Source organism: Mitsuaria sp. BK041, assembly GCF_014193085.1.
Lineage (GTDB): Bacteria > Pseudomonadota > Gammaproteobacteria > Burkholderiales > Burkholderiaceae_C > Roseateles.
Genome location: NZ_JACHYT010000002.1, coordinates 507,910 through 527,511 on the forward strand (window position 1 = coordinate 507,910; position 19,602 = coordinate 527,511).

Sequence of the window (19,602 nt, forward strand, 5' to 3'; positions counted from 1 at the left end):
GTCAGAACACCAGCGGCAGGCCGACGCGCTGGCCGTCGCGCGCGCTGCGGTAGGCGGCGATCAGCAGCTCCAGCGAGCGCAGGCCCTCGTAGCCGTCGACCTGCGCCTGCGCCTCGCCGCGCAGCGTCTGGATGACGTTGTCGTAGTAGGCCGCGTGGCCGAAGCCGTAGACGCTGGGGGTCTCGTAGCTGGCGTTCTTCACCCGCTCGTCGTCGGGGTGGGGCGTGTCGAAGGCCCAGTGCTCGATCTTGTTGACCGCCGTGCCGCCGATCTTGACCGTGCCCTTCTCGCCCAGGATGGTGATCGAGCCTTCCAGGTTCTGCGGATAGGTCAGCATCGTCACGTTGATGCTGGCCAGGCCGCCGTGGCGCAGGCGCAGCGCCAGCACGCCGGTGTCCTCGGCCTCGATGTCGCGGTCCAGCGTGGCCGTGTAGGCATGCACGTTGTCGACCGGGCCGACCAGCCAGTCCAGCAGGTCCACGTAGTGGCTGGCCTGATTCATGAAGGCGCCGCCGTCCATGTCCCAGCGGCCGCGCCAGCGGGCGGCGTCGTAGTAGCTCTGCGGGCGGGTCCAGAACACGTTGACCGTGCTCATGAAGATGCGGCCGAAGCGCCCCTGGTCCAGCGCCTGCTTGACCAGCTGCACCGTCGCGTTGAGGCGGTTCTGCTTGACGACGAAGAGCTTGACCCCGGCGTCGCGGCAGGCCCGGACCATGGCCTGGCCTTCCTCGAACTTGGTCGCCATCGGCTTCTCGCTGAGCACGTGGCGGCCGGCCTGGGCGCAGGCGATGGCCTGCTGCGCGTGCAGGCCGCTGGGCGTGGACAGGACGATCAGGTCGGCGTCCGAGCCCGCCAGCAGCGCGTCCAGCGAGGCGAAACCGCGCTCCGGCGGCAGGCCGGTCTGGGTCAGCGCGGCCTGGACGGCCTCGGGGCGGGTGTCGCAGACGGCGACCAGTTCGGCGCGACCCGCGTGGCGGGTCAGCGCCTCGACGTGGTTCTTCGAGATGCGGCCGCAACCGACGAGGGCGACACGGACCGGGCGGTCCAGGATGGGGAACTGAGGCATGGCGCGCGATTTTAAGAGCCTAAAATCGCGCCCAGCTTTTTCCAGGTCCACGATGAGCCAGCCCCAAGCCCCCCACACCGGCGCCGACCAAGCAGCGCCCGCGCAAGACGACAACAAGCTGATCGCCGAACGCCGCGAGAAACTCGCCGCCATCCGCGAGAAGGCGCAGGCCAAGGGCGTCGCGGCCTTCCCCAACAACTTCAAACCCCAGCACCGCGCCCAGCCGCTGCAGGCGCAGTACGGCGAGCTCCCCAATGAGGAACTCGAGCCGCAGGCCGTCGCCGTGACGGTGGCCGGCCGCATGATGCTCAAGCGCATCATGGGCAAGGCCAGCTTCGCCACGCTGCAGGACGCCACCGGCGCGATCCAGCTGTTCCTCTCGAAGGACGCGCTGGGCGAGGAGGTCTACAACGACTTCAAGCACTTCGACCTGGGCGACATCCTCGGCGCCGAAGGCACGCTCTTCCGCACCCGCACCGGCGAACTGTCGGTCAAGGTCACGACGCTGCGGCTGCTGACCAAGTCGCTGCGCCCGCTGCCGGACAAGTTCCACGGCATGGCCGACCAGGAGCAGAAGTACCGCCAGCGCTATGCCGACCTGATCTCCGACGGCAAGGCGCGCGAGCGCTTCGTGGCGCGCTCCAAGGCGGTGTCGTCGATCCGCTCGTACATGGTGGAGAACGGCTTCCTCGAGGTCGAGACGCCGATGCTGCACCCCATCCCGGGCGGCGCCAACGCCAAGCCCTTCATCACGCATCACAACGCGCTGGACCAGGAGATGTACCTGCGCATCGCGCCGGAGCTCTACCTGAAGCGCCTGGTGGTGGGCGGGTTCGAGCGCGTGTTCGAGATCAACCGCAACTTCCGCAACGAGGGGATCAGCGTCCGGCACAACCCCGAGTTCACGATGATGGAGTTCTACGCGGCCTACTGGACCCACCAGGAGGTCATGAGCTTCACCGAGGAAGTGATCCGCCACGCGGCCCGCGCCGCGACCGGCAGCGCGGTGGTGAGCTACGCCGGCAAGCCGGTGGATCTGGAGAAGCCATTCACGCGGCTGTCGGTGCGCCAGTCGCTGATCGTGCACGCCGGCGTGAGCGAGGCCGAGGCCGATGACGCCCAGGTGCTGCGCGCCAGGCTGAAGGCGCTGGGCGAAGAGGCGCCGGCGCACTGGGGACTGTCGGCGCTGCAGTTCGGGCTGTTCGAGGCGGCGGTGGAGGAGAAGCTCTGGGAGCCGACCTTCATCGTCGACTACCCGGTGGAGGTGTCGCCGCTGGCGCGCGCGTCGGACACGGATCCGACCCTGACCGAGCGCTTCGAGCTGTTCATCACCGGCCGCGAATACGCCAACGGCTTCTCCGAGCTGAACGACGCCGAGGACCAGGCCGCGCGCTTCCAGGCGCAGGTCGCCAACAAGGACGCCGGCGACGAGGAGGCGATGTTCTTCGACGCGGACTTCATCCGCGCGCTGGAGTACGGCATGCCCCCGACCGGCGGCTGCGGCATCGGCATCGACCGGCTGATGATGCTGATCACCGACAGCCCGTCGATCCGCGACGTGATCCTGTTCCCGGCGCTGCGGCGCGAGGGGTGAGCGAAGGCGGACGGCCGCTGGCCCTCACCCCTGCCCTCTCCCGCAAGCGGGAGAGGGAGTAAGAAAAGAAGGCCCCAAAGCAGAAAGGGACACCGTGAGGTGTCCCTTTTCCTTTTGGCCTCCCCCTGGCCGGCCGGTGCGCCCGGCAGTGTCGAGGGGGAAGCGGCACGCCTTACTTGGCGGCGTTGCCTTCGTTCGACGCGCCCTTCTTGGCGGCGGTCTTCTGGGCGGAGGCCTTGGCAGCCAGTTGGGTGGCCGTCGGGGCGTTGATGCCGTTGTTCAGGGCACCGACGCCGGCCTGCTCGGCGCTCAGCGCGGCGACTTCGCCGGAATCGCGGGCGGCTTGCAGTTCGGCGATCACTTCGGCACGGGTCTTTTCCACCGGCTCGGCGGCGAAGGTGGCGCTGGCGCTCAGGAAAGCGGCGGCGATCAGGGCGGTCTTGGTCAGCGTGTTCATGGCGGTTCCTATCGGTTCGTGGCACCGGACTCCGCACTCCGCGTCGTCCATGGGCTGAACTCTAGGCGCCAGACCTCAGGGGAAACACTAGGTATTCTGGAAAGATCCATTCAAGGATCGTCAACAATCCTACGCTGGTGTGCGAACCGTACACCGATCGGGATCAAGGATTGTTTCAATCGGGGTCCGCAATGATGGGGACCCTCCACGGCCGATTGGGGGAAGAAGCGCACCGCCACCGGTATGACCCCCTCTCCCGCTTGCGGGAGAGGGAAGGGGTGAGGGCCAGCAGCCTGTGCAAGCCCTTCCCCTTCAGCTGTGCTTGAAGACCGGCGCCCGCTTGGCCAGGAAAGCTTCCATGCCCTCGCGCTGATCGTCGCTGCCGAACAGCGCATGGAAGTGGCGGCGCTCGATCGCGACGCCTTCCTTCAGCCCACCCTGGTAGGCCAGGTTCACCAGCTCCTTGATCAGCATCGTCGACGGCCCGCTGAAGCCGTTGATCGTCTCCGCCGCCGTCAGCGCCTCGGCCATCAGCTGCTCGGCGGGCACGACGCGCGACACCAGCCCGGCGCGCTCCGCCTCGGCCGCGTCCATCATCCGCGCGGTCAGCAGCATGTCCATGGCCTTGCTCTTGCTGACGGCGCGCGGCAGGCGCTGCGTGCCGCCGGCGCCCGGGATGATGCCCAGCTTGATCTCCGGCTGGCCGAAGCGCGCCGTGTCCGCCGCGATGATGAAGTCGCACATCATCGCCAGCTCGCAGCCGCCGCCCAGCGCGAAGCCCGCCACCGCGCCGATCACCGGCTTGCGCACCTGCAGGATGGTCTCCCAGTTCTTAGAGATCAGCCCGCTCTTGAACGCCGACATGAAGGTGTGCGGCGCCATCGTCGGGATGTCCGCACCCGCGGCGAAGGCGCGCTCGCTGCCGGTCAACACGATGCAGCCGATGCCGTCGTCCGCGTCGAAGGCCAGCAGCGCGCGGCCCAGCTCGTCCATCAGCGGATCGCTCAGCGCGTTCAGCTGCTTGGGGCGATGCAGCCGGATCACGCCGGTCTTGCGGTCGCCGGTGCCGGCCACCTCGACCAGGATGTTCTCGAACGCGACGCCGGTCAGGGCTTGAATCATGGAGGTCTCCTTCAACTTGGAATGGCGGCAACTATAGGGCGCTGGTCCGGGAGCGCGCCTTCACCGACCCGCCGTGGACGCCGCCTCCACCGCGGCGCTGGCGGCGGGCGCGGCCGTCGCGGGAGCCAAGGCCTGCTTCGGCGGCGCCTTCAGCACCAGGTCGATGTGCGTGCGCGGGTCCTTCGCGCGGTTCTGCCAGAGTCGCACCCGCACCGGCAGGTACTGCAGCGACGGCGCCAGCCAGAACTCGGCCTGCATGTCTCCGCGGGTGTCGTCCATGTCCGAGTCCACATGCCAGGCCGGGATCGGCCCCAGCGGCGTCGCGACCTCCTCCAGGCCGGTCACCCGGTAACGCCACAGGTGGAGATTGCGCGGCAGCGCCAGCGACTGCTGGATCAACAGGTCGCCCTGCGCCGCCTGCCGGCCGGTGAGGAACAGCCAGGTGAACTGCACGAACTGGCTGGCCGCGTCCTGCGTGCCATCGGGCATCGGTTCCCGGCGGCCGTCGGCCATGCGCACGCCGCCGTCCTCGAAGCGCAGCGTCAGCTGCCGGTTGCCGCCGGCCAGTCCGCCGGTGACCTCGTCGAAGCGCCGCGGCAGCAGGCCCAGCGGCGTGATCTCGCCGTCGCTGCTCAGCCGGCGCGACATCAGCGGCGCGATCCTCGGGCCGATCCAGGCCTCGAGGTGGACCTGGTAATGCGAGCCGTCCCGCAGCCATTGCACGCGCGCGTCGCCGTGGACCGCGCCGCGGTAGTCGCCGGTCAGGCGGTAGTCGAGTTCGGTCGACAGCGGCCACTCGATGCCGGGCGTCCACTCGCCGACCGCATCGGACACCGCCAGGGCCGGCGGCATCGCCAGGGCCTGCAGCTCCGGCGGCGGCTCGCTGGCGACGGGATCGGGCGGCAGCGGCGCCGGGCCCTCGCCCAGCGAGGGGATGGACGGGACGATCCGTCGGGGCGTGCCCGGCGGGCCGGCCTTCTCCGGGGTGGCCGGCGGCGGCGGCGCGGCCGGTTTCAGTTCCTGGACGAAGACCGCTTCGATCCGGTCCGGCTCCGGCGTGTCCGGCATCCAGCGCTCGTGGAGCTCGCGGGCGCCGCTCAGCAGCCAGAGGTGGGCGGCCAGCACGGCCGCCGTCAGCCCGCCCAGCGCGGCGGTGCCGCGGCGCAGGCGCGGCCCTCTGCCGACGTCGCCGGAAGCGGCGTTCAGCCGCCCAGCCATGCGCGCCGCAGGCTTTGCGCCCGTGCCGGCGCCTTCTCCAGCAGGCCCAGGCAGACCGGCCGCGCGGCGCTGTCCTGCGTGGGCAGCGTCAGGTCGAGCGACAGCATGCGCTGGTCGCGCGCCACCAGCAGCTCCAGGCGCTGCGGATCGACGTGGTTGAGCGTCAGCGGCAGGTCATCGAGCTTGCGCACGCGCCAGTCGTTGCAGGCGAGGATCTCGTCCCCGGCGCTCAGCCCGGCGGCCAGCGCGGCGCTGTCCAGCAGCACCTGCTTGACCGTCACGACGCCGTCGCTCTCCGACACCCGCAACCCGAGCCGCTGCGCCAGCGTCGGCTTGTCCAGGCACCAGCGCACGCCCATGCGCTCGAGCAACTGCGGCAGCGGCAGGTCGTCGGTGCCATGCACCCAGGTCGACAGCGTCTGCGCGATCGCCTCGCCGCCCAGGTCGGCGAGCTTGCCCAGGATGCGCGCCTCGTCGACCGGACCGCCGCCGGTGTCCTTCCACAGGCCGCGCATCAGGTCGTCCAGCGACGCCGGCTTGTCGCTCTTCTCCGCGCCGCGCAGCGACAGGTCCAGCGCCAGCGCCACCATCGCGCCCTTGGCGTAGTAGCTGACCACCGCGTTGGGCGTGTTCTCGTCCTGGCGGTAGTACTTGGTCCAGGCCTCGAAGCTGGAGCGCGCCACGCTGTGGTGCTTGCGCCCCGGCGCGCCCAGCACCTGGGTGAAGGTCTGCGCGATCAGCTTCAGGTAGCGGGCCTCGTCGATCAGGCCGATGCGCACCAGGAAGAGGTCGTCGTAGTAGGAGGTGAAGCCCTCGAAGAACCACAGCAGCTCGGTGTAGTTCTCCTGCTCGTAGTCGTAGCGCTCGAACACGTCGGGGCGCAGCCGCTTGACGTTCCAGGTGTGGAAGTACTCGTGGCTGATCAGGCCCAGCAGCTTGACGTAGCCGTCGGACACCTCGACCTGCCCCAGCCGCGGCAGGTCGCGCCGCGAGGCGATCAGCGCGGTGCTGGCGCGGTGCTCCAGGCCGCCGTAGCCGTCGTCGGTGCAGTTGAGCAGGAAGACGTAGCGCGACATCGGCGGCTTGCCCTTGCCGCAGTGCCAGAAGGCGATCTGGGCCTCGCAGAGCTTCTGCGCATCGCGCAGCAGCCGCTCGCCGTCGAACACCGGCAGCGCGCCGGCGACGACGAACTCATGCGGCACGCCGCCGGCGATGAACTCGCCGCGCCAGAACGGTCCCAGTTCGAAGGGGTGGTCGGCCAGTTCGTCGTAGTCGGCGGCCTCGAACTGCAGTGGCGCGCCCTCGATGGGCGCCATCGCCGTCGCGACCTCCCAGCCCGCCGGCAGGCCGCTCAGCTCGACGCGGTGCGGCAGCTGGTCCTTGCCGTGCGCGCGCAGGCACAGGCTGGTCGCGTTGAAGAAGCCGCGATGCGCGTCCAGGAAGGCGGCGCGCACCGAGGTGTCGAAGGCGTACACCGGGTAGCTGACGACCAGCGCGCCACGGCCGGCGCAGTCGAATTCCCAGCGGTTCTTCGCGGTCTGCGTGACGAGGACCTCGCGGTTGCCCTGGCGCGCGCTGACGGCGCCGAGGTGGCGGGAGAACTCCCGCACCAGGTAGCTGCCCGGAATCCAGACCGGCAGGCTGAGGGCCTGGCGCGGCTCGGGCGCCGGCACGGTGAGGGTGACCTCGAAACGGTGCGCATGCGGGTCGGCGACGGCGATGCGGTAGTGGATCGTGGGGCTTGCGGTCATGGGAACAGCCTACCAAGCCTGGGCCCGCCGCGGCATGCGGCTGGGCGGTTCTCGTTCAGGCGCCGATCAGGGTTTTCAGGTGCCCTGCGCGGCGATGAAGCAGCTCAGCGCGGCGATCGCGCTCAGCCGGAAACGCAGCGTCAGCCAGGCCGACGCGCCCAGCGAGGGATAGAGCTTGCGGTCGGCGACATAACAGCCGATCAGCAGGAAGCCCTCGATCACCAGCCCGGCGTAGGGCGGCATCGTCGAGGCGATCCAGGCCAGCAGCGCCGGCACCACGCCCCAGATGAAGGGCGCCGGCGACGGGATGGTCTGGCGGAAGCCCAGGCCCCAGTGGATGGCGCCGAGGAAGCTGATCACGATGGCCGCGTAACGCGACAGGCCGTCGGTGACGTAGGGATGGGCGTCCGCGCGCACCAGCCAGACCAGCGCCGCGCCCAGGACGAAGGGGATGAGCCCGGCGTAGCCGAGCCGCAAGGCGATCGGGTTGACGGCGGCCGAGCCGGCATGGGCCGGGGCGGTGTGGGCGGTGCGGTCGTTCATCGGATCAGGATTTCTTCGGGGTCTTGTCGGCCTTGTCCGGGGCCTGGACGGCCTGCAGGCGCTTCTCGAGCTGCTGCGGGCTGAGCGCGCCCGGCGCGCGGGTGCCGTCCTCGAAGAGGATCGCCGGCGTGCCGGTCACGCGGATCTTCTGGCTCAGCGCCAGGTTGCGGTCGATCGCGGCGACGTCGCACGCGGCCTCGGCCTTGGGCAGCGCATCGCCGTCGATCATCCAGTTGCGCCAGGCCAGCGTGTTGTCCTTGGCGCACCAGGCGGCCCGCGACTTCTCGGGCGAGTCGCCGCCCAGGATCGGGATCACGAAGGTGTAGACGGTGATGTTGTCCACCTCCTGCAGCGACTTCTCGAAGCGCTTGCAGTAGCCGCAGTTCGGATCGGCGAAGACGGCGATGCGGCGCTTGCCGTCGCCCTTCTTCCAGACGATCGCGTCCTTGAGCGGCAGCGAGGCGAAATCGACCGAAGAGAGCTTCTCCAGGCGCTCCTGCGTCACGTTGCGGCGGTTCTTGAGGTCGAGGATGTCGCCCTCGATCAGGTACTGGCCGCTCGCGTCGCTGTAGCGGATCTCGTTGCCGATGCGCACCTCCCACAGCCCGGCGATCGGGCTGGGGCGGACCTCGTCGATCTTGATCTCCTTGGGCATCGCCGCGGCGAGGTTCTTGCGGATGGTGTCCTCGTTGGCCTGGGCCGAACAGCCGGTCAGGCCGAGCACCGCGAGCGCCGCGGCCAGTGCCAGCGACTGGCGGGAGATCGGGAAGGTCGTGAACTTCATGGGGGACTTTCGAAGACGGTCGGGAGGCGGCGCGGGCGTGTCAATGGCCGAGCGCGCGGGCGGTGAGCCACTTCTTGAGCGGGCCGGCGCGGTCGACCAGGCGCAGGCCCTCGTTGCGGAGCCGGGCGATCACCGGCGCCTGGCTGGCGAAGCCGCGCAGCAGGCCGTCGGTGAGCTCGCCCATCGCCCAGGTCGGCGCGACGCGGGCCCGGGCGTAGCGGCGCAGCAGCTTCTCGTCGCCGAGGCTGCGCCAGGATTCACGCCGGGCGATCACGTCGACCAGCGCCTCGACATCGGCCAGGCCCAGGTTCAGGCCCTGGCCGGCGAGCGGGTGGACGAGGTGGGCGGCATCGCCGAGCAGCACCCAGCCCGGTCCGCACAGCCGGTCGGCCCGGCACAGCTGCAGCGGCCAGGCCTGGCGGTCACCGGCCAGGCGCAGCGTGCCCGCGGCGCCGCCGGTGGCTTCCAGCAGGGCGGATTCGAATTCAGCCGGGCCCGCGGCGAGCAGGCGGCGGGCCTCCTCCTGCGGCAGCGACCAGACCAGGCCATAGCCATGGCCCGGTTCGGGCCGGTCGAAGGGCAGCAGCGCCAGCACGTCCGGCGAGCGGAACCACTGCCAGGCCTGGCCCTGGTGCGGCTTGCTGGCGACCAGCCGGGCGGCGACGCCCAGGTGGCCGTAGTCGTGGCGCTCGTAATGGACGCCGAATTCCTCGGCGGCCCCGGTGTCGCGGCCTTCGCACAGCGCCTGCAGCGTGGCGGGCACCGCCTCGGTGACGCGCTGCACATGCGGGGCGAAGCGCAGCGCCGCATCGAGCTGGTCCTCCAGCGCGGCCGCGTCGACGATGTGGGCGAGCTCGCCGGCGCCCTGCTGCCAGGCGCTGAAGTGCAGCTCGGCGCCCGCGCGGTCGCCGTGGATGCGCATGTCGTGGACGGGGGTGCGGGCGTCCTCGGCCAGGCCTTCCCAGACGCGCAGCCGGCTGAGCAGCGCGACCGACGCCGCATTCAGCGCATAGGCGCGCACATCGGCGGAGGACCGCGGGGCGGTCGGCCGGGCCAGCAGCGCCACGCGCAGGCCGCGGGCGCCCAGCGCCAGCGCCAGGCTGCGGCCGACGCAGCCACTGCCGCGAACCAGGACGTCGAACTTTTCCATGGGCCGGGATTGTAGGCAGCGGGACGGCCCCGATCGCCGGCAATGGCTGAGCGGGCGTCGGCTGCGGACTGGCGGCTTGACTAAAATGGCGGTTTCGCCCGCGCGCGTCGCCGCAGGCCCGAACAGCATTTCCCCCGAAAGCCAACCATGAGCCTCAAATGCGGCATCGTGGGCCTGCCCAACGTCGGCAAGTCCACCCTCTTCAACGCGCTGACCAAGGCCGGCATCGCCGCCGAGAACTACCCCTTCTGCACGATCGAGCCCAACGTCGGCATCGTCGAGCTGCCGGACCCGCGCCTGCAGAAGCTGGCCGAGATCGTCAAGCCCGAGCGCATCGTGCCGGCGATCGTCGAATTCGTGGACATCGCGGGCCTGGTGGCGGGCGCGTCCAAGGGCGAAGGCCTGGGCAACCAGTTCCTCTCGCACATCCGCGAGACCGACGCGATCGTCAACGTGGTGCGCTGCTTCGAGGATCCCAACGTGATCCACGTCAACGGCAAGGTCGATCCGATCTCGGACATCGAGGTGATCCAGACCGAGCTGTGCCTGGCGGACCTGGGCACGGTGGAGAAGGGCCTGCAGCGCGCGCAGAAGCTGGCCAAGGCCGGCGGCGACAAGGACGCGGCCCGCCTGGTGGAGGTGCTCAAGAAGTGCGAGGCGGCGCTGAACGAGGGCAAGCCGGTGCGCACGATCGACTTCAGCAAGGAAGAGCTGGTGGTGCTCAAGCCGCTGTGCCTGATCACGGCCAAGCCGGCGATGTTCGTGGGCAACGTGGCGGAGGACGGTTTCGAGAACAACCCCTTCCTCGACCGCCTGAAGGAATACGCGGCGGCGCAGAACGGCCCGGTGGTGGCGATCTGCGCGAAGACCGAGGCCGAGCTGTCGGAGATGGAGGACGAGGACCGCGCGCTGTTCCTGGCCGAGATGGGCCAGGACGAGCCGGGCCTGAACCGCCTGATCCGCGCGGGCTTCAAGCTGCTGGGCCTGCAGACCTACTTCACGGCCGGCGTGAAGGAAGTGCGGGCCTGGACCATCCACGTCGGCGACACCGCGCCGCAGGCCGCGGGCGTGATCCACACCGACTTCGAGCGCGGCTTCATCCGCGCGCAGACGATCGGCTTCGACGACTACATCCAGTTCAAGGGCGAACAGGGCGCCAAGGACGCGGGCAAGATGCGCGCGGAAGGCAAGGAGTACGTGGTCAAGGATGGCGACGTGCTGAATTTCCTGTTCAACGTCTGACCGGGCGCCCCCGCCCCCTCGCTTCGGTGGGGTGCCGGGGATTCGCGTGACAGGCTCCCGGGACCGGGCAAGTCTGCGTGTCGCCATGCGCACAGCGGCGCTACGCTGGTGCCCATGACCGAAGCGCCTTCTTCCACGAACGTCGCCGCCGCTCCCGGTCCTCATGCGCCGGAGGATTCGCCGCCGCGGCGCTCGCTGGCGCGGCTCGCGGCGCTGAATGCCGCCCTCGCGCTGGCCTACGCCGTCCTCGGCGTGCTGGCGCTGCGGCTGATCCTGCCGCCCGACTTCGTCTCGCCCATCTATCCCGCCGCGGGCCTCGCGGTCGCCGCGGCGCTGCGCTGGGGACCGGCCGTGCTGCCGGGCATCGCGCTGGGCGGCGCGGCCGTCAGCCTGACCATCGGCATGGAACGTGGCCACCTCGACCTGCTGCAGCCCCTGCTGGTTGCCGTCGGCGGCGCGCTGCAGGCCTGGCTGGGCGCGGCGCTGGCCCGGCGCTGGACCGGCCCCCATCCGCCGCTGTGCGAGCCCGCCGAGCTGCTGCGCTTCCTCGCCGCGACCGCCGGCGTCGCCTGCCTCGTCGCGCCGAGCATCGGCGTCGCGGCGCTGTGGCTCACCGGCGCGATCGGGCCGTCGCAGATCGCGTCGCACTGGCTGGCCTGGTGGATCGGCGATGCGATCGGGGTGCTGATCGGCGCACCGGTGTCGCTGGCGCTGTTCGGCCTGCCGCGTCGGCACTGGGCACCGCGCCGGCTCAGCGTGGCGCTGCCGCTGGCCGTCACCTGCGCGCTGCTGTTCGCCGCCACCCGGCATGTCGCCGACAACGAGGAAGGCCGCCGCCGCCATGCCTTCGAGCTCGAGGCGACCAACGCGCTGAACACGCTGGCCGACACGCTGTCCATGCCGCTGACGGCGCTGGAGGCCAACCACAGCCTGCTGCTGGTGGCCCCGGACATCAGCCGCGCCGACTTCGAGCGCGCCCATGCCGAGCGCGCCCGCGCCGGCGGCGCGGTGCACGCAGTCGGCTGGGCGCCGCTGCTGCGGCCACAGGACGTGCCAGCATTCGAGCGCGCGGCGCAGGCCGATGGCTACCTCAACTACCGCGTCTTCGAGCGCCGCCGGCCCGGCGACCTGCCGCCCGACCGCGACCAGCTGCTGCCCATCCGCCTGATCGCGCCCTATGGCCGCAACCGCGCGGCGATGGGCGCCAACATCCGCAGCATTCCGCAGGCGCGCGCGGCGCAGGACCGCGCCATCGCCACCGGTCAGCCGGCGGCCACCGAGAGCTTCCCGCTGTCGCAGGACGTCGGCGTGACCCTGATGGGCGTGGTGGTCTACCGCGCGCTGTACGAGGGCGGTTCGACCGAGCCGCGAGACGCGACCGGGCGTCCGCGGCGTCCGCTGGGCGTGGCCTTCGCCACGCTGCGCCCGGAAGCGCTGCTGCGCGGCGCCCTGCCGGCCCGCGCCAGCCGGCTCGACTACTGCCTGCTCGATGCCACGCCCGGCGGCCAGCGCCCGCTGCTGGCCGGCGACGCGCGCTGCCTGCAACTGCCCGCCGCGCTGCCGAGCCAGTCGCGCGAACTGGACTTCGCCGGCCGGGCCTGGCGCCTGGTCGTCTACAGCCCCACCGGCCTGCCGGCGCTCGAGGGCAGCACCGCCCTGCCCTTCGCGATCGCAGGCCTCACCGGCACCGCGCTGCTCGGCCTGCTGCTGCTCACCATCACCGGCACCACGGCCCGCGTGGCGCGTCGCGTCGAAGAAGCCCGGCTGCGGCTGCGCGACAGCGAGGAGCGCTTCCGGACCATCGTCGAGCATGCGCCCATCGGCGTGGTGTCCTGCGACCTCCAGGCGCGGCCGCAGGAGATCAACCCCTATTTCTGCCAGCTGCTTGGCATGAGCGTCGAGCAACTGAAGGCGCGCTCGGTGATGGCGATCACCCACCCTGACGACCGGGCGGAGGACAGCCGGCTGGGCATGGCGCTGATCCGCGGCGAACTCGGCCGCTACAGCCGCATCAAGCGCTACCTCGGCGCCCAGGGGCAGGTCATCACGGTGCGCGCCACCGTCAGCCTGCTGCGCGACGCCCAGGGGCAGCCCTACCGGCTGCTGGGCGTCGTCGAGGACATCGGCGAGCAGTTGCGGCTGGCGGAACTGGAGCGCGTGCATGAGGCCGAGCTCGCCGCCAACCGCGCCAAGAATGAGTTCCTCTCGCGCATGAGCCACGAGCTGCGCACGCCGCTGAACGCGATGCTGGGATTCGCCCAGCTGCTCGAGGCCGACCACGACCCCATCCTCAGCCCCCGCCAGCGCGGCTGGCTGGCGCAGATCCAGCAGTCGGGCTGGCACCTGCTGCAGATGATCGACGACACGCTGGACCTGTCGCGGCTCGACGCCGGCCAGTTGCGCGTGCGGATCGAGCACCTCGACCTGGAGCCGATCGCGGCGGACAGCCTGGCGATGGTCGAGTCGCAGCGGCGGCGGCTGGGGGTGTCGATCGAGGTCGAACTGGACTCCGACGCCTGCGAGTTGCGCGCCGACGCCACCCGGCTCAAGCAGGTGCTGACCAACCTGCTCAGCAACGCGGTCAAGTACAACCGTCCCGGCGGGCAGGTGTGGCTCCGCGCCCGGCGGGTCGCAGACTCGATGGTCGAACTGAGCGTCGCCGACACCGGCCCCGGCCTCAGCGACGCCCAGAAGACGCAGCTCTTCCAGCCCTTCAACCGCCTGGGCCGGGAGGTCGGCGCCATCGAGGGCACCGGGATCGGGCTGGTCATCACGCAGCGCCTGCTCGCGCTGATGGACAGCCAGCTCCAGGTGGACAGCGCGCCGGACAAGGGTTCCACCTTCAGCTTCCTGCTGCCGGTTTCTTCGGCAAATCAATAACTTAAGTCGGTCCTAAGACGGCAAGTTCACACTGATTTAGGCAGGTAGCCCTTCCCGGACTGACCTGTTTTTGGGAGCTTTAGCACTCGCCGCCCATGAGTGCTAATATCCCCAGCCATCGAGCCGGAAGACCGGCCCGAGACAGGAGAAACGAACACATGTCCAACAGCCTTGCATTGAAGGTGCGCGATCCCTGGTCCCTGGTGCCGTCGCTCGGCAACCTGGATGCGTACATCACGGCGATCAACCGCGTCCCGCTGCTGACGGCCGAGGAAGAGAAGGACTACGCCACGCGCCTGAAGGAAAAGGGCGACGTGGAAGCGGCCGGCCGGCTGGTGCTGTCGCACCTGCGCCTGGTGGTGTCGATCTCGCGCCAGTACCTGGGCTACGGGCTGCCGCAGGGCGACCTGATCCAGGAAGGCAACGTCGGCCTGATGAAGGCGGTCAAGCGCTTCGACCCGGACCAGAACGTGCGCCTGGTGTCGTACGCCATGCACTGGATCAAGGCCGAGATCCACGAGTACATCCTGAAGAACTGGCGCATGGTCAAGGTCGCGACGACCAAGGCGCAGCGCAAGCTGTTCTTCAACCTGCGCTCGATGAAGCATGCGCTGAAGGAAGGCGCCGAGAACCAGCAGCGCGCGTCGCTGACCGAAAGCGAGATCGCCCGCGTGGCGGAGGAGCTCAACGTCAAGCGCGAGGACGTGCTGGAGATGGAGACGCGCCTGTCCGGCGGCGACGTGGCCCTGGAGCCGCAGACCGACGATGACGGCGAGACCTTCGCGCCGATCGCCTACCTGGCGGACGACACGCAGGAGCCGACCCGCGTGATCGAGTCGCGCTCCCGCGACCGCCTGGCCAGCGACGGCCTGCAGCAGGCGCTGGAGGTGCTGGATCCGCGCAGCCGCCGCATCGTCGAGGAGCGCTGGCTGAAGGTGAACGACGACGGCTCGGGCGGCATGACGCTGCATGAACTGGCCGCCGAATACGGCGTCTCCGCCGAGCGCATCCGCCAGATCGAGGTCGCGGCGATGAAGAAGATGCGCAAGGCGATGGTCGCCGAGACCGCCTGAGCCCTCCAGACGGCCGCCCGCTGGCGACCGTCGCCAGCACCACGAGAAAGGCCCCGCGATGCGGGGCCTTCTTCATTGCGGGGTCGCGCTCACTGGCCGGCGATCAGCGCCTTGATGTCCGACATCAGCGCCGTCGCCCCCGCGCCATACCGGGAGAACACCCGCACCCGCCCCTGCGGGTCGAACAGGAAGCTCGCGGCGGTGTGGTCCATCGTGTAGCTGTCGGGCGTCTTGCCGGGGACCTTGGCGTAGTAGATCTTGAACTCCTTGGCCACGTCCTTGAGCTGCTCGGGCGAGCCGCGCAGCGCGACGAAGCCCGGGTCGAAGCTCTCCAGGTAGGCCTTGAGCAGTTCCGGCTTGTCCCGCTCGGGGTCGACGGTGATGAACACGCCCTGCACCTTGTCGCCGTCGGCGCCCAGCGCCTTCTTCACCTGGGCCAGTTCGGCCAGCGTCGTCGGGCAGACGTCGGGGCACTGGGTGAAGCCAAAGAACACGACCACCACCTTGCCCTTGAAGTCCTCGAGGGTGCGGGTGCGGCCGTTCTGGTCCGGCAGGCTGAAGCCGCGCGCATAGGCCGCGCCGGTCAGGTCCACGCCCTGGAAGCTGGCCTTGGGCGCCGAGGAGAAACCCAGCTTGTCGCAGCCCGCCAGCAGCGCCGCGCCCACCGCGCCGAGGGCGCCCAGTCCGAGAAAACGTCGCGAGATCATCAGCACATCCGATCCGTAGGAAGGTCGCCAGCGCGCGCGTCCGCGGCTCAGCCGAGCCAGGGACTGAGGTAGTGATCCAGCAGCAGCGCACCGAACAGCAGCGACAGGTGCAGGATCGAGAACAGGAAGGTCTTGCGCGCCAGCGCCTCCGAATAGGCCTTCCAGAGCTTGAACGCGTGATGGCAGAACATCAGGCCGAGCACGATCGCCGCGGCCAGGTAGAGCCAGCCGCTCATGCCGGTGAGGAAGGGCAGCAGCGTCGCCGCGAACAGGATCCAGGTGTAGAGGAAGATCTGCAGCCGCGTGAAGGCGTTGCCGTGCGTCACCGGCAGCATCGGCAGGCCGGCCTTGCGGTAGTCCTCGCTGCGGTACAGCGCCAGCGCCCAGAAGTGCGGCGGCGTCCACAGGAAGATGATCAGGCACATCAGCCAGGCCTCGGCGCCCAGCTCGCCGCGCATCGCGGCCCAGCCCAGCACCGGCGGCATCGCGCCCGAGGCGCCGCCGATCACGATGTTCTGCGGCGTCATCGGCTTGAGGATGACGGTGTAGACGATCGCGTAGCCGACGAAGGTGGCGAAGGTCAGCCACATCGTCAGCGGGTTCACCAGCAGGTACAGGATGGCCGAGCCCAGCGCGCACAGCCCGGCCGAGAACAGCAGCGTCTGGTTGCGGCTGAGCTCGCCGCGCGCGGTGGGGCGCCAGGCGGTGCGCTTCATCTTGGCATCGATGTGCTGCTCGATCAGGCAGTTGAAGGCCGCCGCGGCGCCCGCCACCAGCCAGATGCCGGCCGTGCCGGCGATCAGCCGCACCCACTCGTCGCCCTGCGGCAGCCCGGGGATCGCCAACGCCATGCCGATGACCGCGCAGAACACGATCAGCTGCACGACCTTGGGCTTGGTCAGTTGGTAGAACTGCCACCAGCGGGAGGGCATGGCGGCCTGCGTCGCGGAACTCATTTCGAACCCATCGTCAGGAGGCCGGCGCGCTGCGCCGCCGGCTCGATCACGGTCGACGATCTGCCGGCACGCAGCCGCGCCAGCAGGATCGCGCACATCAGCAGCAGCGCCGCGGCGCCGCCGGTATGGGCGAGCGCGGCCACCAGCGGCCAGCCCAGCACCACGTTGGACAGCCCGGAGGCCAGCTGCCATCCGCCCACCGCCAGCAGGCGGCGCGCCCAGCGGCGGCCTTCGCCGCCGGCGCCCTGGCCGCCCGGGCCGCTCTGCCCGTCCTGGCGCCACAGCGCCCAGGCCAGCGCCAGCAGCGCCGCGAACACCACCATCGCGCCGGCGCGATGCGCCAGGTGGATGGCGGTCAGCGCCTCGAAGGGCAACCAGTCGCCATGGGCGCCGCGCCCCAGTTCGCGCCACAGCGTGAAGCCGTGCTGGAAGTCGGTCGGCGGCAGCCATTGCCCCTGGCAGGTCGGGAAATCCTGGCAGGCCAGCACCGCATAGTTCGTGCTGACCCAGCCGCCCAGCGCCACCTGCGCGATCGCCAGGCCGGTGAAGGCCAGCACCGCCCGCCGCAGACCGGCCGGCCAGCGCAGCGGCTTGGGCGCGTAGGACTCGGCCTGCCAGGCCAGCAGCATCAGCAGGCCCAGCGCCAGCAGCAGGTGCAGGGTGACGATCGCCGGGAACAGCTTCATGGTCACGGTCCAGGCGCCGAAGAGCCCCTGCACCAGCACCCACGCGAGCGACAGCGTCGCCCACCACGGCGAGGGCGTGGCCTCGCCGGTGCGGCGGCCGCGCCACCAGACCCACCAGCTCAGCCCGGCCAGCACGACCAGCAGGAAGCCGACCCCGCCCGCCATGTAGCGGTGCAGCATCTCCATCCAGGCCTTGCCGTGCGTCACCGGGCCGGTGGGCATCGCCGTCTGCGCGGCGAGGATCTCGGCCTTCGCCCCGATCGGCGAGGCGCTGCCGTAGCAGCCCGGCCAGTCGGGGCAGCCCAGCCCGGAATCGGTCAGCCGCGTCAGCGCGCCGATCAGGATCAGGTCGAAGGTCAGGAAGGTCGCCAGCACCGTCAGCGCGCGCAGCCGCCGCGCGGCCGTGTCGCCGCGGTGGCGCCATTGCCACGCCAGCAGCGGCACCGCGCCGACGAGCGCGGCCATCGCCAGCAGCTCCAGCAGCGGCTCGAAATCGAAACCGATCGCCAATCCGTTCATGCGCGCGGGTCCTGTTCCTTGCGATCGTCAGCGGCCCGGCTTGTCCCAGCCGGCGTTGGCGCGCATCAGGCGCTCCAGGTCCTTCTTCACCGCGGACGGTTCCGGCGTCGCCGGCGTGCGCAGCATCCAGCGCCCCATCGGGTCGACCAGGAACAGGTGCTCGCCCATCCGGTGCCCGGGCGCGGCCATCAGCCAACCCTCGATCCCGGCGCGCGGCGCGCGCAGCACCGTCGCCGGCGCGCCATGCGCCGTGAGCGCGTCGACCTGCGCCGGCGTCAGCGCGACGTCGTCCGGCACCAGCACCAGCTTGTCGAGCCGGTCGCGGTCCTTGCCGAGCATCTCGCGCAGCTGGCGCTGCATGAACAGCATGCGCTCGCAGCCCTCGTCGCAGGCGCGGTCCGGCACGTAGGTCAGCAGCCACTGGCCGTGGAGCGAGGCGGCGGCCACCGGCGCGCCCTTCAGGTCGGTCAGCGCCAGCGAGGGCGGCAGGTCGCGCGTGGGCTGGATCAGGTCGCCGTAGGCGCGGCCGCGCAGGTCCAGCACGTAGAAGCTGAAGTAGGACGCGACCACCGGCGCCGCGCAGACCAGCAGCACCAGCCACAGCGTCCAGCGCGAGCGCTTGGGAGGGTCGAGGTCGGGCATCGGCACCGAGTGGACCGCCAGCGTCACCGGGCCGTCCGGCGGCAGCGGCGTGTCGACCGGCGCCGGGGCCGCGTCCTGGCCGTGCGCGCCGCCGTCGTGGACGTTATTGCGTCCGTCATTGCGCTCGTCACGCATGGCGCTGCTCATCGGCGGATTCGTCGGCGCGGGCGGCTCGGCCAGCCCGATGGGGAGCGAGGACTTGGAACCAGACATAAAGACCCAGGATCAGCGCCGCGAGCGCAAACCATTGAAACGCGTACCCGTAATGCTTGTGGACGTCGACGGCCGGCGGCGGCCAGTGGCGGCGCAGGCCATCCGCGCCATCTGCACCGTTCACGCCGCCCGCGCCCGGCGCGGCGCCCGTCGCCGCGTCCGGCTCCGTCTGGAGCAGCACCAGCGGCAGCAGGCGCAGGCCCGTCTCGGCCTGGAAGGCCGCGAGGTCGACATTCTGCCGGATCAGTCCCCCTTGCGCGTCCTGCCCCAGCGCATAGGCGCGCGATGCCGACAGCGCCAGCCGGCCGGCGATCCGCACATCGCCCGTGGGCGTGGCCACCGGCGGCAGCGCCTCGCGCCGCGCGGCATTGCGGGGCGCCCAGCCGCGCTGGACCAGGATGGCCTCGTCGCGGCCGGCCAGTTTCAGCGGCGTCACGACGTAGAAGCCGGTGTGGCCGTCCATCACCCGGTTGTCGAGGTAGACCGTGTGCGCCACGTCCCAGCGCCCGGCAAGGTCGGCGCGGCGATGCTCGAGCCCCGGCGCGGGCGGCTCGGCCGCGGACGGCAGCGCGGCGGTCGCCAGCGGTGCCTCCAGGCCGCGTTCGTCGATCGCCCGTTGCATCGCCTTTTTCTGGTCGGCGCGATCGAGTTGCCAGATGCCGAGCGCGAGCGCCGCCGCCACGCCGGCCAGCGTCGCGATCACCACGACGCCATGCCGCCTTCGGGGCCGGCCCGATGGCTGCGTCGGGTCGCGGTGGGAATAATCGTCCGCCATGAAAGTCATCGTCCTCATCGCGTTCATCGGCATCCTGGGCGCGCTGTTCTCCGCCGGCGTCCTGATGCTGCGCAAGCAGAAGGGCAAGGCCACCATGGCCCGCGCGCTGGCGGTGCGCGTCGGACTGTCGGTGGCGCTGTTCCTGTTCATCCTCTTCAGCGCCTGGATGGGCTGGATCCATCCGACCGGGCTGCCCCTGGGCAAGTGACCGGCAAGTGACCGGT

Annotated in this window: 18 protein-coding genes; 5 read left to right on the forward strand and 13 right to left on the reverse strand. The window is 70.7% G+C overall.

Going from position 1 to position 19,602, the window contains the following annotated elements:
* Position 1: 1 nt before the first annotated feature.
* Complete coding sequence (locus tag FHT38_RS18125; protein WP_183492794.1) at positions 2 to 1,066, reverse strand: Gfo/Idh/MocA family protein; 1,065 nt, start codon at positions 1,064 to 1,066, stop codon at positions 2 to 4.
* Between the two features lie 52 nt (positions 1,067 to 1,118).
* On the opposite strand from FHT38_RS18125, the gene lysS reads away from it, so the two are divergent.
* Positions 1,119 to 2,660, forward strand: coding sequence for a lysine--tRNA ligase (lysS, locus tag FHT38_RS18130; protein ID WP_183492795.1), 1,542 nt, complete (start codon positions 1,119 to 1,121; stop codon positions 2,658 to 2,660).
* Positions 2,661 to 2,832: 172 nt separating this feature from the next.
* Here lysS and FHT38_RS18135 read toward each other — a convergent pair whose 3' ends face one another.
* The 7 genes from FHT38_RS18135 to FHT38_RS18165 form a co-directional block, all read right to left on the reverse strand.
* A complete protein-coding gene (locus FHT38_RS18135; protein WP_183482374.1) occupies positions 2,833 to 3,168 on the reverse strand; it encodes a DUF4148 domain-containing protein in 336 nt (111 codons plus the stop codon).
* 261 nt (positions 3,169 to 3,429) lie between these two features.
* Entirely contained in the window at positions 3,430 to 4,239 is an 810-nt protein-coding gene (locus tag FHT38_RS18140) for an enoyl-CoA hydratase (protein WP_091726808.1), read from the reverse strand.
* Positions 4,240 to 4,299: 60 nt separating this feature from the next.
* Positions 4,300 to 5,457 carry a DUF3108 domain-containing protein gene (locus FHT38_RS18145; RefSeq protein ID WP_183482376.1) on the reverse strand — a complete coding sequence of 386 codons (1,158 nt, stop codon included), beginning with the start codon at positions 5,455 to 5,457 and terminating at the stop codon, positions 4,300 to 4,302.
* Positions 5,442 to 7,208 (reverse strand): M61 family metallopeptidase, encoded by a 1,767-nt coding sequence (locus FHT38_RS18150; RefSeq protein WP_183492796.1) that lies wholly within the window; start codon positions 7,206 to 7,208, stop codon positions 5,442 to 5,444. Before FHT38_RS18150 ends, FHT38_RS18145 begins: the two co-directional genes overlap by 16 nt.
* Positions 7,209 to 7,283: 75 nt before the next feature.
* A complete protein-coding gene (locus FHT38_RS18155) occupies positions 7,284 to 7,751 on the reverse strand; it encodes a DUF3429 domain-containing protein (protein ID WP_183482384.1) in 468 nt (155 codons plus the stop codon).
* Between the two features lie 4 nt (positions 7,752 to 7,755).
* A complete protein-coding gene (locus FHT38_RS18160; RefSeq protein ID WP_183492797.1) occupies positions 7,756 to 8,535 on the reverse strand; it encodes a DsbC family protein in 780 nt (259 codons plus the stop codon).
* 40 nt (positions 8,536 to 8,575) lie between these two features.
* Positions 8,576 to 9,685: an FAD-dependent monooxygenase gene (locus FHT38_RS18165; protein WP_091726824.1), complete on the reverse strand. Its 1,110-nt coding sequence runs from the start codon at positions 9,683 to 9,685 to the stop codon at positions 8,576 to 8,578.
* 147 nt (positions 9,686 to 9,832) lie between these two features.
* Here FHT38_RS18165 and ychF point away from each other — a divergent pair, with 147 nt between their 5' ends.
* The 3 genes from ychF (at position 9,833) to rpoH (ending at position 14,880) form a co-directional block, all read left to right on the forward strand.
* Entirely contained in the window at positions 9,833 to 10,927 is a 1,095-nt protein-coding gene (gene ychF, locus FHT38_RS18170; RefSeq protein ID WP_091726829.1) for a redox-regulated ATPase YchF, read from the forward strand.
* A gap of 114 nt (positions 10,928 to 11,041) precedes the next feature.
* On the forward strand, positions 11,042 to 13,807 hold the full coding sequence (locus FHT38_RS18175) for a CHASE domain-containing protein (protein WP_183492798.1): 2,766 nt from the start codon (positions 11,042 to 11,044) through the stop codon (positions 13,805 to 13,807).
* Positions 13,808 to 13,965: 158 nt separating this feature from the next.
* Positions 13,966 to 14,880, forward strand: a complete 915-nt coding sequence (gene rpoH / locus FHT38_RS18180; RefSeq protein WP_091726835.1) for an RNA polymerase sigma factor RpoH — start codon at positions 13,966 to 13,968, stop codon at positions 14,878 to 14,880.
* Positions 14,881 to 14,969: 89 nt separating this feature from the next.
* Here the strand turns inward: rpoH and FHT38_RS18185 are convergent, their stop codons facing one another.
* The 5 genes from FHT38_RS18185 to FHT38_RS18205 are packed head-to-tail and all read right to left on the reverse strand — an operon-like array spanning position 14,970 to position 19,378.
* Positions 14,970 to 15,587, reverse strand: coding sequence for an SCO family protein (locus tag FHT38_RS18185; protein WP_091731470.1), 618 nt, complete (start codon positions 15,585 to 15,587; stop codon positions 14,970 to 14,972).
* 47 nt (positions 15,588 to 15,634) lie between these two features.
* Entirely contained in the window at positions 15,635 to 16,543 is a 909-nt protein-coding gene (gene cyoE, locus FHT38_RS18190) for a heme o synthase (protein ID WP_091726838.1), read from the reverse strand.
* A complete protein-coding gene (locus FHT38_RS18195) occupies positions 16,540 to 17,748 on the reverse strand; it encodes a heme A synthase (protein ID WP_091726842.1) in 1,209 nt (402 codons plus the stop codon). Before FHT38_RS18195 ends, cyoE begins: the two co-directional genes overlap by 4 nt.
* A 27-nt stretch (positions 17,749 to 17,775) precedes the next feature.
* Positions 17,776 to 18,537 carry a hypothetical protein gene (locus tag FHT38_RS18200; protein WP_183492799.1) on the reverse strand — a complete coding sequence of 254 codons (762 nt, stop codon included), beginning with the start codon at positions 18,535 to 18,537 and terminating at the stop codon, positions 17,776 to 17,778.
* Positions 18,518 to 19,378, reverse strand: a complete 861-nt coding sequence (locus FHT38_RS18205) for an SURF1 family protein (RefSeq protein ID WP_183492800.1) — start codon at positions 19,376 to 19,378, stop codon at positions 18,518 to 18,520. The genes FHT38_RS18200 and FHT38_RS18205 overlap by 20 nt, the downstream gene beginning before the upstream one ends.
* On the opposite strand from FHT38_RS18205, the gene FHT38_RS18210 reads away from it, so the two are divergent.
* Positions 19,377 to 19,586 (forward strand): DUF2909 domain-containing protein, encoded by a 210-nt coding sequence (locus FHT38_RS18210; protein ID WP_091726850.1) that lies wholly within the window; start codon positions 19,377 to 19,379, stop codon positions 19,584 to 19,586. The two genes, FHT38_RS18205 and FHT38_RS18210, sit on opposite strands and share 2 nt — an antisense overlap.
* Positions 19,587 to 19,602 lie beyond the last annotated feature (16 nt).